Raw genomic sequence first — 12872 nt, forward strand, 5'->3', positions numbered from 1 at the left:
TCGGCTGCTGCGAGCAGCCCGCTACTCCCTTACCTCCTCGACAAGCCTTTGGCCGAGCGCACTCAATTCATAGCGTGTGCGTTGTGTTCGCAGATCGCGCTGTCTGATCCTGATATAACCGTGGTCCTGTCCGAGTACTGAAATTTCCCGAAGCACCAGCGCGTGAGCAACACCCAGCAGCCGCGAAAAAGTCCGGCTGTCTGAAGCAATTTCGAGCGCCGCCGCAGCAACAATCCCGGCACCAAGCCCGGTAAGACTGCGGGATGCAGTCATGAGCGTGTCGACGAACGCCATATATTCCGCCTCGCCCTCATCCATCATGATGCAACCGATTTAAGCGGACGGAACGAAACGATTACCGATTTCGAGGTCGGCGTGAAGCTTTCATCCCCGGAACTGGCCAGCGGTACCAGCACGTTCATTTCCGGATAGTAGCCAGCAATGCAGCCGCGCGGAATGTCATAGGGCACAAAACGGAAATCCCGTGCAATACGCTCCACGCCATCATCAAATTCGCCGACGATATCTGCCCGGTCACCCGCTTCAACGCCGATATCCGCCATATCATCCGCATTCATGAAGACCACTTGCCGCTCGCCGTAAACGCCGCGATAGCGATCATCCATGCCATAGATGGTGGTGTTATACTGATCATGGCTGCGGAATGTCTGCAGCACATAGCGCCCCGGCATACCGCGTGCCTGCTGATGTTCGACAGTTTCCGGCAGAGCGCCGGTCCAGAACGTCGCCTTGCCCTTTGCCGTGTTCCATTCCAGCTCGCGGGCAGAATTGCGCAAGTGGAAACCGCGCGGGACCCGTACGCGCTCGTTGAAGTTGTAAAAGTCTGGCAAAACGCGGGCGATGCGGTCACGGATAAGGTCATAATCGTCGGCGAGCTCCAGCCAGTCGACCGGCTGCGGCCCAAGCGTCGCCTGCGCCATGCCCGCAATAATCGCCACTTCCGAACGCAGATGTGCAGATGCAGGTGCATTGATGCCGCCTGAGCCATGCACCATGCTCATGGAGTCTTCGACCGTCACGATCTGCGCGGTTCCGCGAGAATTAAGATCAATTTCCGTGCGGCCAAGGCAAGGCAGGATAAACGAATCCTGCCCCGGCACGAGATGTGAATGGTTGAGCTTGGTCGCAATATGGACCGTCAGGCGCTGACCGGAAAGCGCTTTCGAAATAAGCGGGCTATCCGGAGTAGCGCGTGCGAAATTGCCGCCAAGGCCAATGAAGGCCTGAGCCGATCCGTCGAGCATGGCGCCAATGGCACCCAGAACATTGTGCCCCGGTTCACGCGGAACCTCGAAGCCGAATTCCTTTTCCAGTGCATCAAGGAATGCGACCGGAGGCCGTTCATTGATGCCGACCGTGCGGTCCCCTTGAACGTTGGAGTGACCGCGCACCGGGCAAAGCCCGGCTCCCGGCCTGCCAATATTGCCGCGCAACAGCATGAAATTGGTGATCTCGCGGATCATGATCACCGAATGGCGATGCTGGGTGATCCCCATCGCCCAAGTGCAGATGACCCGCTCCGATTTCATGTAAATTTGCGCTGCACGCTCCAGCGACTGGCGAAGAAGCCCGGACTGATCTTCGATTTCCTCCCACGACGTACTGTCTACCGCAACACGGTAAGCTTCCAGTTCCGCCGTATGTGTGCCGAGAAAATCCCGGTCGAGGATCGATGGCCTGCCTGCGGCGAGTGCGGCATCGTCTGCGGCAAAAACCGCCTTGGCCATACCGCGAAAGGCAGCAAGATCACCACCCAGACGCGGCTGGAAGTAGTCGCTGGCTATGGCTTCGCTGCCGCCATGCAGCATTTCAAGCTTGTTCTGTGGATCGGCGAACCGCTCCAGCCCGCGTTCGCGGATCGGATTGAAAACAACAATGCGCGCGCCTCGCTCGGCTGCACGACGCAAATCACCCAGCATGCGCGGATGGTTGGTGCCCGGATTCTGCCCGACCACGAAAATGGCATCGGCCATCTCGAAGTCTTCCAGCAGCACCGTCCCCTTGCCGACACCGACAGACTGTTTCAATGCGACGCCGCTTGCCTCATGGCACATATTGGAGCAGTCGGGGAAATTGTTGGTTCCGTAGGCACGCACGAATAGCTGGTAGAGAAACGCAGCTTCATTCGAAGCACGGCCCGATGTATAAAATTCGACGCGGTTCGGGCTATCGAAACTCTTGAGAATGTCGCCAATAGCCTTGAATGCCTCACCCCATTCGATGGCTTCATACTGGTCTTTCGAGGCATTGTAACGCATCGGATGGGTCAGACGACCGGTATTCTCCAGATCGTAATCCGTCCAGCCGCGTAGCTGAGAAACCGTATGCTCGCGAAAGAAGGCGGGCGTCGTGCGCCGGTCGGTCGCCTCCCAGGCGACAGCCTTCACGCCATTCTCGCAAAATTCAAAGGAAGAGCCATGTTCCGGATCGCCCCAGGCGCAACCAGGGCAATCGAACCCGTCAGGCTGGTTCGCTTTCAGAAGCGTGCGTGCGCCGGAAAGAGGAGCACCGCTTGCAAGCAATTGCCTGCCGCAGCTTTTCAATGCGCCCCATCCACCCGCTGCAGCGGATCGCTTGCCGATGAAACCGGTTTTGGTGGCCTTGCTCATCCGTTACCCTCTAACCCAGTTGCGGGACCGCCTTCTTCTACTGGCAGAAAATTGCCTTGGGCGGGTGCCATTACCATAAGAGCAATTACCTGGTCCTTCAATTAACCGCGAGGCAATTGTTATTCGATACTTGTTCGTACTTGATTTCGGCCGCGCGATCCGTCATGCGAATGGTCAAGAAAAATTACCACAAGGGGTGGGAAGATGCCCAACATCGTTGAAATCGCCGATCTGAAGCGGCTTGCCCAGCGCCGCGTCCCCAAGATGTTCTTTGATTACGCGGATTCTGGCGCATGGACCGAGTCGACCTACCGCGCAAATGAAGACGACTTCAAGAAGATCAAATTGCGCCAGCGCATTCTCGTGGACATGACGAACCGTTCGCTGGAAACGACGATGATCGGTGAGAAAGTGTCCATGCCGGTCGCTCTTGCGCCAACCGGCCTGACGGGTATGCAGCATGCCGACGGTGAAATGCTCGCCGCACAAGCGGCTGAAGCCTTCGGCGTTCCCTTCACGCTCTCGACCATGAGCATCTGCTCCATCGAAGATGTCGCTTCGGTCACCAAGAAGCCGTTCTGGTTCCAGCTTTATGTGATGAAGGACCGTGACTTTGTGAAGAACCTGATCGGTCGCGCCAAGGCTGCTGGCTGTTCCGCACTGGTGCTGACGCTTGATCTCCAGATTCTCGGCCAGCGTCACAAGGATATCCGCAACGGCCTTTCCGCTCCGCCGAAATTCACCCCGAAGCATATCTGGCAGATGGCGACCCGCCCCGCCTGGTGCCTTGGCATGATGGGCACGCAGCGTCGCACCTTCCGCAACATTGCCGGTCACGCCAAGAACGTCACCGACCTTTCCTCGCTCTCCTCCTGGACGGCGGAACAGTTCGATCCGCAGCTCAACTGGAACGACGTGGCCTGGATCAAGGAACAGTGGGGCGGCAAGCTGATCCTCAAGGGCATTCTCGATGTCGAGGACGCCAAGATGGCGGCAAAGTCGGGGGCCGATGCGATCATCGTATCGAACCATGGCGGTCGTCAGCTCGACGGTGCGCCGTCCTCGATCTCCATGCTGCAGCCAATCGTTGACGCTGTCGGCGACAAGATCGAAGTTCACGTCGATGGCGGTATCCGCTCCGGCCAGGATGTGCTCAAGGCGCGCGCGCTCGGCGCGCAAGGCGTGTTCATCGGTCGCCCGTTCCTCTATGGCCTCGGCGCGATGGGCAAGGACGGCGTAACGCTGGCGCTCGAAATCATCCGCAAGGAACTGGATGTCACGATGGCGCTCTGCGGCAAGCGCGATATCAACGATATCGACAAGTCGATCATCCATTCCGTAAACTTTTGACGACATTTGGAGCCGGCCCAGGGTCGGCTCCTATACCTCAGCAATTGCTTGAGTATTATCGCGCCATGCGCGAGTCCCTGCGGTCGATGCACCGTAAGGTTATTTAAAAATAACCAAGTGTTAAACATATCTCTTTACCATATCCGGCAATAGGGCTTGTGGGCCATTTTTCTGTTCGGATTTGGAGTGGGAACCGATGAAGTGCACTTCCGCCATTGCCATCGTGGCTATCAGTCTGATGGCGGGATCAGGAGCGGCATTTGCCGCCGATATAATTGCAGACCCCATTGTTGAGCCAATGCCGGAACCGGTCAATTCCTCCGGCTGGTATATTCGTGGCGACCTCGGTTACAATTTCAAATCCAGCACGGACGGCGACTGGAGCTTCTGGAACCAGTTCGATCCGCCCTATCGCGGCATTGACGACACGCTGCGCTATGACGATTTCGACCTCAAGGCAGGCGCAACCTACGGCGTGGGTGTCGGTTATCGCTTCACCGACATGTTCCGTGCGGATGCCACGCTCGACTTCTTCCGCGCGGGCATCAACGGGCGCACCGCCTGCCCAAGCTATGTGAAATCCAGCAAGGGCTTCAACCCGGTTGAGGACAACTGCAACTACGAGGATTCTTCGACGGCCAATATCTGGACGGCGATGGCTAACGCCTATGTCGACCTGCCGCGCGTAGGACCAGTCACACCTTATTTAGGCGCCGGTCTGGGCGCTGCCTATGTACAATATGACGACTGGAAATCCCATGAAGTTTGCGCAGGCTGCACCTATTCCAGCGAGAAGGACGGACTGGATAGCTGGCGCTTTGCAATGGCTCTCATGGCCGGTGTCAGCTATGACCTGACCGAACAACTCAAGCTGGATGTCGGTTACCGCTATACGCGCATCAATGGCGGCAAAGCCTATGGTTTCGACGCGGCCGACCGCAGCACCAACCCTTACGGCAATGCCGAAGGACCGGGCGCCACGGGAACACAGGCCAAGGACAATGGCTTCAACATGCACACGATCCGCGCCGGTCTTCGCTACGAATTTCGTTAAAGAGAGTAACCTTTCGGATAGAAAGCCCGGTCAATGCCGGGCTTTTTCATTTCAGCCGCGTGAAGTCGGTGCTTTCGACAGAAGCACCGTTCGGATGGCGAAACTAGAATGGATGCGCGCGACACCGGGCAGTCGCGACAGGATTTCCTTGTGAATGATCTCATAAGCCGCGGCATTTTCGGCTTCGACGCGCAGAATATAATCCGCGTCGCCCGTCATGAGATAACATTCCTGTACTTCCGGGTGCCGCCGCACCGCCTCCTCGAAACGGTTCAGAAACTCCTCGGTCTGTCGGTCAAGCGTAATGCGCACGATGGCGACCAGCCGCTCATCACCATCGGATGAGCCGACGATGGCCGTGTAGCCACGAATGACCCCACTTTCCTCCAATATCTGCACCCGCCGCAAACAGGCAGACTGCGAAAGCCCCACTTCACTGGCAAGATGGCTGTTGGTCATGCGCCCATCCCGGCGCAGGCAACGGATGATATTGCGGTCGATACTGTCGAGCGTCGGCATGAATAATCTTCAACCTAAAAGCTAAAATATGCGCAAGATGTGCCAAAATTCGCACAATATGCGATAAATAGCAAAAACATTCGAATAGTCTTCGACTAATATGCACCTAAGCTTCGGGAGGGCGCAGCCGCAGGTTTTTCCACCCGAGCTATATGCTTTGGGCGGCAGACGATCCGTATCGATGATGACCTTCCGAGCGTTCTCGTAGCGAAGTGAGCAGTTTGGAAAGAACCGTGCGAATGGTTGATATGTCGATGCAATTTTCCCAGGATGAGCGCGACCTTGCCGCCGGCGGCATATTGACCATCGACCTGTCGGCCCTGCGCCATAATTATTCGGCCATTGCCCGGCACATTACCCCCACCCGCGCCGCCGCTGTCGTGAAGGCGGATGCCTACGGCCTCGGCGCCAGCCGCGTCGCACCAGCATTTTACGATGCCGGTTGCCGTGATTTCTTCGTTGCACATCTTGGCGAAGCTATTGCGCTCAAACCTTTTCTCCAGCTCGACGCAACACTCTACGTCCTAAACGGTCTTCAGCCGGGAACCGAGGCGGCCTGCGCCCGCGAAGGCATTCTGCCAGTACTCAACTCGCTGGAACAGATTGAAAACTGGGCGGCGCTCGCTGCCAAACACGGCAAGAAACTGCCTGCCTTGCTGCAGCTTGACACCGGCATGTCACGTCTCGGCCTGTCATCGAGAGAGTTTGAAAGCCTTCTTGAGAATTCCGCACTTCTGGACAACATCGACATCAAGTTCGTCATCAGCCATCTGGCCAGCGGCGACGAGCCGGCAAATGCAGCCAATGCCCGTCAGCTCGCCAATATGACTGCTTTGCTGGCGCGGCTGCCAAAACTTCCAGTTGCCTTTGCCAATTCCGGCGGAACCTTTCTCGACAAGACCTATCATTTCGACCTCGCCCGCCCCGGTGTCGCGCTTTATGGCGTTGGACCTAAAAGCGAGATCGTTCCTGTCCTCACCCTTTCGGCACGTGTCATCCAGGTGCGCGACATCGACAAGGGCGCGGCTGTTGGCTATGGCGGCACCTATATAGCCGAAGGTCCAATGCGGGTCGCGACGATTGCTGTCGGCTACGCCGATGGCTGGTTCCGTTCTCTCAGCAACAAGGGTGCGGCCTTCTACGGCGACACGCGTCTGCCGATCATCGGTCGTGTGTCGATGGACTCGATTACGCTCGACGTCAGCGCATTGCCGGAAGGCACGCTGCAACTCGGCAACCTTGTGGAACTGATCGGCCCGCATCAACGTCTCGAAGATGTGGCGCGCGACTGTGACACCATTCCCTATGAAATCCTGACTGCGCTCGGCAACCGTTATGCACGTGTCTACGTGGAGAGCGGCGCGAGCGACATAAAAGCATAAGACAAGAGGCGAACATGCAGATCATCATCCTCGGCAGCGGCGTTATCGGCGTCACAACAGCCTACTACCTCGCCAAACTCGGTCACGAGGTAACCGTTGTCGACCGCGAAGAAGGCCCCGCACTGGAAACAAGCTTCGCCAATGCAGGCCAGGTTTCGCCAGGCTATGCCTCGCCATGGGCCGCGCCCGGCATTCCGTTCAAGGCTGCGAAATGGCTGTTCCAGAAGCACGCGCCGCTCATCCTGCGCCCGACCTGCGACCCGGCTCAATATAGCTGGCTCATACAGATGCTCGCGAACTGCACCGACAGCCGCTACAAGGTCAACAAGACCCGCATGGTGCGCGTTGCCGAATATGCGCGCGATTGCCTTGTCGATCTGCGCAAGGAAACCGGCATCGAATACGACCAGCGCATGCAGGGCACGCTCCAGCTTTTCCGCGAGCAGTACCAGCTCGACGGCATCGGCAAGGACATTGAGGTGCTTCGTCAGGATGGCGTACCGTTTGAAGTCCTCGACCGTGAAGGCTGCGCCAAGGTGGAACCGGCGCTTGCCCGCGTGAAAGACAAGTTCGTCGGCGGCCTGCGTCTTCCGCATGACGAAACCGGCGACTGCTTCAAGTTCACCAATGCACTGGCAAAGATCGCCGAAGGGCTCGGCGTGAAATTCCGCTTCGGCGTCAACATCAAGTCGTTGCTGATGTCCGGCGGCAAGGTTTCCGGCGTCGAGACCTCAGAAGGCGTTCTGACCGCCGACCGCTATGTCGTTGCTCTCGGCAGCTATACGCCCGCACTCGTCAAATCGCTGGGCCTCAACGCGCCGATCTATCCGGTGAAAGGCTATTCCATCACCGCGCCAATCGTCGATGAGGATCGCGCGCCGGTTTCGACGGTTTTGGACGAAAGCTACAAGATCGCCATCACCCGCCTTGGCGACCGCATTCGCGTCGGCGGCATGGCGGAAGTGTCAGGTTTCACCAAGGATCTTCCCGCCGCGCGGCGTGCAACGCTGGACCTTTCGGTCACCGACCTGTTCCCTGGCGGCGATCTGAAAGCGGCGACCTTCTGGTCCGGCCTGCGTCCGATGACGCCGGATTCCACCCCGATCATCGGTGCAACGCGCTACGACAACGTGTTCATCAATGCCGGCCACGGAACGCTCGGCTGGACCATGTCGTGTGGTTCCGGCAAGCTGCTCGCCGACCTTATTTCCGGCAACAAGCCGGATATCCGGGCCGACGACCTCGGTATCTCCCGCTACGAATAAGAATATTTGCGCGAAATTGAATCGCCTTTCCGAGGCGATTCAAAAACTCGGTGGCGTGCAGGCGCTTACGATTTCGCATGGCACCGGTCCGACGCAACGGAACCGGTGCGGCAGCTTGCTGGAAAAATAATAGGCGTCGCCTGGCCCCAAGATGCGGCGCTCACTGCCGACAGTCACTTCGATGCGACCCGAAATGACGATGCCCCCCTCCTCGCCCTCATGCATGAGCAACACCTTGCCTGTGTCGGAGCCCGGTTCATACCGCTCCTTCAGCATCTGTAACGAACGCGAGAACAGATGGTCGCCCACCTGACGATAAGAAATCGGCCCCTTGCCGATTTCCACCAACTCCTCCGCCTGATAGAATACCTTATGCGGGGCATCCGGTTCGAGCGCGAAAAACTCGGCCATGCCGATGGGAATGCCGTCGAGAATACGTTTCAATGCACCGACGGACGGATTGGACTGATTGGCTTCGATGAGGGAGATCGTGGAGTTCGTCACACCCGCCCTCTTGGCAAGTTCACGCTGCGACAGATTCTGCCGCATGCGCACATAGCGAAGCCGCCCGCCAATATCGATGCTCATCGAACTCTTCCCCATGTTTATGATGTTCGATATAGCACAAACTTGATAATTATCCCAGATAAAAACAATAACTTAATATCTTGAAGAAAAGGACTTGTTGCACCTCGCAAAGCGTGGCCTGCTGCTTACAAATAGGAGGTAATTATGCTCACCAAAACCAACACGCCAAGCCTTGAGAACTTCTGGATGCCGTTCACCGCGAACCGGCAGTTCAAGGCAGCGCCTCGCCTGCTCGCAAGTGCTTCGGGCATGTATTACACCGACACCGACGGCAATCAGGTTCTGGATGGCACGGCTGGTCTCTGGTGCTGCAATGCCGGTCATGGCCGCAAGCGCATCACCGAAGCTGTCGAGCGCCAGATTTCGACCATGGATTTCGCACCGACCTTCCAGATGGGCCATAATGTGGCTTTCGACTTTGCTGAAAAGCTCGCAGCCATCGCGCCGGGCGGACCGGATGCAAAACTCGACCGCGTATTCTTCACCAATTCCGGTTCGGAATCGGTCGATACCGCACTGAAGATCGCCATCGCCTATCAGCGCGCCATCGGCCAGGGCACCCGCACCATGGTTCTGGGCCGCGAAAAGGGCTATCACGGCGTTGGTTTCGGCGGCATTTCCGTCGGCGGCCTCGTCAACAACCGCCGCGTCTTCCCGCAGATTCCTGCCGACCATCTGCGTCATACGCTCGATATCGAGAAGAACGCCTTCTCCAAGGGCCTGCCTGCAAACGGCATCGAACTTGCCGACGATCTGGAACGTCTCGTCCAACTGCATGGCGCTGAAAAGATCGCTGCGGTTATCGTTGAACCGATGTCCGGTTCGGCTGGCGTCATCCTGCCATCGAAGGGTTATCTGGAACGCCTCCGCGCTACGGCAGACAAGCATGGCATCCTCCTGATCTTCGACGAAGTCATCACCGGTTTCGGCCGCCTCGGCACGCCGTTTGCCGTTGATTATTTCGGCGTCGTGCCCGACCTCGTGACAACCGCCAAGGGCCTGACCAATGGCGCCATCCCGATGGGCGCAGTCTTCGCCGCCCGCAAGGTCTATGATGGCCTGATGACCGGCCCGGAAAACGCCATCGAGCTGTTCCATGGCTACACCTATTCCGGCCATCCGGTTGCCGCTGCTGCCGGCCTTGCAACGCTGGAAGTCTATGCCGAGGAAGGCTTGCTGACGCGCGGTGCGGAGCTTGCCAATCACTGGCAGGAGGCACTCCATTCGCTCAAGGGCGTTTCGAACGTCATCGACATTCGCAACCTCGGTCTGGTTGGCGCAATCGAACTCTCGTCGCGCAAGGATGCACCGGGCGCACGCGCCTACGATATTTTCGTGGATTGCTTCCAGAAGGGCCTGCTCATCCGCGTGACCGGCGACGTGATCGCGCTTTCGCCGCCGCTCATCGTGGAAAAGGAGCAGATCGACACCATCGTGTCCATCCTTGGCGACGCCATCAAACGCGCAGCCTGATCTTCACCCAAGTCATGCTGCCTTTTAGCCGCCGCTGTTCCCCTGCGGCGGCTTTTTTGTCTGCTACCAGAAATTGGCGAACGGTAGTATCATTTGGAATGTTCCGTAAAACGGACACTATGTATCTTCGGGAACCTTTTGACCTCGCATACATCCAATAAACTCCACAGGAGTTTGACCTATGCGTGCAAAAACAGCCATACCGACCAACTCACCGACATTTCACGGTGATCTTGCGCTTGCTCAATGCGCAAAAATGCATGATCTGGATGCGCTGCGCAAAATCATGCAGACCAACAACCAGCGGCTCTATCGTTTGGCCCGCAGCATCCTGCGCAACGATGCCGAAGCGGAAGACGTGGTTCAGGAGACCTATTTTCTGGCCTTCAGGAGCCTTGATCGCTTTCGCGGTCAGTCCAGCCTGACCACGTGGTTGTCCCGCATCGCAATTCACGAAGCACTCGGTCGCCTGCGCAAGACCCGGAAGGCCGAAAAGCTTCTCGACACATTGCCCGACACATCAGCGGACAATATCATCCCGTTCCCCTCTGCCATAAGCACGGACGATCCCGAACGCGGTTTTGCGCAGCGCCAGATTTTGCAGATGGTCGAACAGGCAACGGACAATCTGCCGGAAATTTTCCGCCTTGTATTCGTCGCACGGGTCATCGAGGGCTTGAGCGTGGATGAAACAGCCGAATTGTTGAACCTGCGCCCTCAGACGGTGAAGACGCGTCTTCACCGTGCCCGATATTTGTTGCGCAAACAGCTTGACGCAAAAATTGGCCCGGTGCTGCTTGATGCCTTCCCCTTCGCAGGCAAACGCTGCGAACGGATCACAACCGCCGTTTTGGAGCGACTGGACAAACAGATATAATGTCAGGAACCTTTTGAATTCTCCCGCATCCAATAGCTATCGCTAGAAGAAAGAGCCCGTAAAGGCACCGGGCAAGGGAGAGCTCCATGTCTATTCGTTCAGTTGTATCCGTTGCTGCAATTTGCATTTGCGGCAGCCTGTCTCTGGCAATCGCCCATGACGGAAAATTACACGATCCGGCGATTGCGCATATTGCTTACACGGCAGGCGCTATCGACGTCGCAGCCGCCAAGCAAGCACTTGAAAAATCCAAAAACAAAATGGTGCTCGAGTTTGCACAGACCATGGTGCGCGATCATGAAGCGGTCAATCAGCAAGCGCTCGCTCTGGTCAAGAAACTCAAGGTCACACCAGAGGATAACGACACAAGCAAAGCCTTGTCCAAAGCGGCTGCAGACGAACTGGCAAAATTGAGCAAGCTTGATGGAGCTGCCTTCGACAAGTCCTATGTCGACAACGAGGTTGTCTATCATAAGGAAGTGAACAAGGCCCTGAAAACCACACTTATCCCGTCCGCCAGCAATGCCGAGCTGAAGAGCCTGCTCGAAACCGGCCTCAAATTGTTCCAGAGCCACGAGCAACATGCCGAACACATCGCCATGTCGTTGAAATAGGAACGGTCCGATGAGATATGTTCAAGCCGTCACGATACTTGGCGGGCTTCTGATTACCAGTGTCCCGGCAGAGGCCAAAACAATTGAGGTTACGGTCGAGAAACTGGCCTTTTCGCCGCAGAATATTGAGGCAAATGTGGGCGATGTGATCGAATGGAATAATAAGGATCCCATGCAGCACACCACGACCGTAAAGGGAGGATGGGATATTCTGCTGCCACCCCAAAAGGTTACGAAACAGGTTCTCAATTCGCCAGAAACAGTCAGCTATTACTGTCGTTTCCATCCGGATATGGTCGGAAAACTGACAGTCAAACCATAAGGAAAAGCGTGTCCGTGCGGCCTGCGGCCCGTATCATACAGGCCTTTCATCCTCCCTGCGACGGCGTGAAACTCGCCACCAGCGCATGGCTGTCGCCGGGATAGGTGAAACGCACATGCGTCACCGGCTGGTCAGCATTCCACGTCTGGCGCTCGATCACCAGACAGGGCGACCCCAGCGGAATACCGAGCATGCCCGCATTCTCCTGCGTGGCGGCAATTGCCCGTATCGAGTGCTTTGCACTGCTCCACGGCACACACGAAACCAGCCACGGCCCCGGAGAGTTTTCGGCAAAATCCGTCTGAGCCGCACCCGGAACAGCATCCAGACTGATGATGCGCTCTTCAAGGGTAAAGACGCGCTTGCCCGCATAGTGACGGCAAACAAGCTCAATCAGCGGCGTGTGGCGCGGCATGTCGATATGCCTTGCATCGGCAGGCCCGCTCAATCGCTCGCGTCGGTTCGTCAATTCGAACCGATAGGCAACGCCAAGTGCTGCCACTTCATCGCGAATATCGTGGATTTCGAGAATCGCCGCCTGCGATTGCGGAAAGGAAACAAAGCTGCCGGACCGCCGCTTGCGCTCGATCAGACCGGCCTTGGCAAGCTGGGTCAGCGCCTTGTTCACCGTCATGCGCGAACAGCCATATTGCTCGGTCAGTTCATGCTCGAACGGGATGCGGTGTCCCGGCGCCCATTCCCCCGACAGGATGTGCGATTCAATGTCGTCCAAAATACGCTGATGCAGTGACAGCACCGGACCGTCTTTTGCCGCTGAACTGTCATCCGCCATGCCAT

The 12872-nt window shown here is 57.2% G+C and carries 13 protein-coding genes; 8 read left to right on the forward strand and 5 right to left on the reverse strand.

Annotated features, from left to right (window positions below):
- Nucleotides 1-21: 21 nt before the first annotated feature.
- Nucleotides 22-321, reverse strand: coding sequence for a hypothetical protein (locus tag ACYSN1_RS15125; protein WP_461726432.1), 300 nt, complete (start codon nt 319-321; stop codon nt 22-24).
- The gene (locus ACYSN1_RS15130) at nt 318-2630 is read right to left on the reverse strand and encodes an FdhF/YdeP family oxidoreductase (RefSeq protein ID WP_461726433.1); all 2313 of its coding nucleotides are present in this window, start codon (nt 2628-2630) and stop codon (nt 318-320) included. The genes ACYSN1_RS15125 and ACYSN1_RS15130 overlap by 4 nt, the downstream gene beginning before the upstream one ends.
- Nucleotides 2631-2834: 204 nt before the next feature.
- Here ACYSN1_RS15130 and ACYSN1_RS15135 point away from each other — a divergent pair, with 204 nt between their 5' ends.
- Nucleotides 2835-3980: an alpha-hydroxy acid oxidase gene (locus ACYSN1_RS15135; protein ID WP_461726434.1), complete on the forward strand. Its 1146-nt coding sequence runs from the start codon at nt 2835-2837 to the stop codon at nt 3978-3980.
- 196 nt (nt 3981-4176) lie between these two features.
- Entirely contained in the window at nt 4177-5034 is an 858-nt protein-coding gene (locus ACYSN1_RS15140) for an outer membrane protein (RefSeq protein WP_461726435.1), read from the forward strand.
- Nucleotides 5035-5085: 51 nt separating this feature from the next.
- Here the strand turns inward: ACYSN1_RS15140 and ACYSN1_RS15145 are convergent, their stop codons facing one another.
- Nucleotides 5086-5553, reverse strand: coding sequence for an Lrp/AsnC family transcriptional regulator (locus ACYSN1_RS15145; RefSeq protein ID WP_010659515.1), 468 nt, complete (start codon nt 5551-5553; stop codon nt 5086-5088).
- 239 nt (nt 5554-5792) lie between these two features.
- Here ACYSN1_RS15145 and alr point away from each other — a divergent pair, with 239 nt between their 5' ends.
- Both alr and ACYSN1_RS15155 read left to right on the forward strand, forming a co-directional pair.
- Nucleotides 5793-6935, forward strand: a complete 1143-nt coding sequence (alr, locus tag ACYSN1_RS15150) for an alanine racemase (protein ID WP_461726436.1) — start codon at nt 5793-5795, stop codon at nt 6933-6935.
- Nucleotides 6936-6949: 14 nt separating this feature from the next.
- Nucleotides 6950-8200: a D-amino acid dehydrogenase gene (locus tag ACYSN1_RS15155; RefSeq protein WP_461726437.1), complete on the forward strand. Its 1251-nt coding sequence runs from the start codon at nt 6950-6952 to the stop codon at nt 8198-8200.
- Between the two features lie 39 nt (nt 8201-8239).
- On the opposite strand, the gene ACYSN1_RS15160 is transcribed toward ACYSN1_RS15155, so the two are convergent.
- On the reverse strand, nt 8240-8788 hold the full coding sequence (locus tag ACYSN1_RS15160) for a cupin domain-containing protein (protein WP_010659512.1): 549 nt from the start codon (nt 8786-8788) through the stop codon (nt 8240-8242).
- A gap of 144 nt (nt 8789-8932) precedes the next feature.
- On the opposite strand from ACYSN1_RS15160, the gene aptA reads away from it, so the two are divergent.
- The 4 genes from aptA (at nt 8933) to ACYSN1_RS15180 (ending at nt 12074) form a co-directional block, all read left to right on the forward strand.
- On the forward strand, nt 8933-10261 hold the full coding sequence (aptA, locus tag ACYSN1_RS15165) for an omega-aminotransferase AptA (protein ID WP_461726438.1): 1329 nt from the start codon (nt 8933-8935) through the stop codon (nt 10259-10261).
- 181 nt (nt 10262-10442) lie between these two features.
- The gene (locus tag ACYSN1_RS15170; protein ID WP_461726439.1) at nt 10443-11138 is read left to right on the forward strand and encodes an RNA polymerase sigma factor; all 696 of its coding nucleotides are present in this window, start codon (nt 10443-10445) and stop codon (nt 11136-11138) included.
- An 86-nt stretch (nt 11139-11224) separates the two neighbouring features.
- On the forward strand, nt 11225-11752 hold the full coding sequence (locus ACYSN1_RS15175; RefSeq protein ID WP_461726440.1) for a DUF4142 domain-containing protein: 528 nt from the start codon (nt 11225-11227) through the stop codon (nt 11750-11752).
- Nucleotides 11753-11762: 10 nt separating this feature from the next.
- A complete protein-coding gene (locus ACYSN1_RS15180; protein ID WP_461726441.1) occupies nt 11763-12074 on the forward strand; it encodes a cupredoxin domain-containing protein in 312 nt (103 codons plus the stop codon).
- 46 nt (nt 12075-12120) lie between these two features.
- Here the strand turns inward: ACYSN1_RS15180 and hutC are convergent, their stop codons facing one another.
- On the reverse strand, nt 12121-12867 hold the full coding sequence (gene hutC / locus ACYSN1_RS15185; RefSeq protein ID WP_461726442.1) for a histidine utilization repressor: 747 nt from the start codon (nt 12865-12867) through the stop codon (nt 12121-12123).
- Nucleotides 12868-12872: the final 5 nt, after the last annotated feature.

This window comes from Brucella sp. LJL56 (assembly GCF_054871705.1).